The sequence below is a fragment of the Streptomyces sp. TRM49041 genome, from assembly GCF_008271805.1.
GTDB lineage: Bacteria > Actinomycetota > Actinomycetes > Streptomycetales > Streptomycetaceae > Streptomyces.
Genome location: NZ_VSRY01000078.1, coordinates 1 through 272, shown reverse-complemented (window position 1 = coordinate 272; position 272 = coordinate 1). Strand labels below are relative to the sequence as shown.

Below are 272 nucleotides of genomic sequence, written 5' to 3'. Positions count from 1 at the left end.
GCGGCGGGTGTTCTGGATGACGGTGTGGTGGAGTCGCTGTCGCCGGAGCAGGTCGAGCGGGTGATGCGGCCCAAGGTGGATGCGGCGTGGCATCTGCACGAGCTGACCGCCGGTGCCGACCTGTCGGCGTTCGTGGTGTTCTCGTCTGTGGCCGCGCTTATCGGCAGCCCCGGTCAGGCGAACTACGCGGCGGCGAACGCCGCTCTGGACGCGCTGGCCGGGTTCCGGCGGGCGGCGGGTCTGCCGGCGACTTCGCTGGCGTGGGGTGTGTG

At 71.7% G+C, this 272-nt stretch carries 1 protein-coding gene; it reads left to right on the top strand.

The window, feature by feature from the left end; all coding sequences use genetic code 11:
• Positions 1–272, top strand: a 272-nt coding sequence (locus FVS66_RS05845) for a KR domain-containing protein (RefSeq protein ID WP_149179919.1), incomplete at both ends; no start/stop codon positions are given.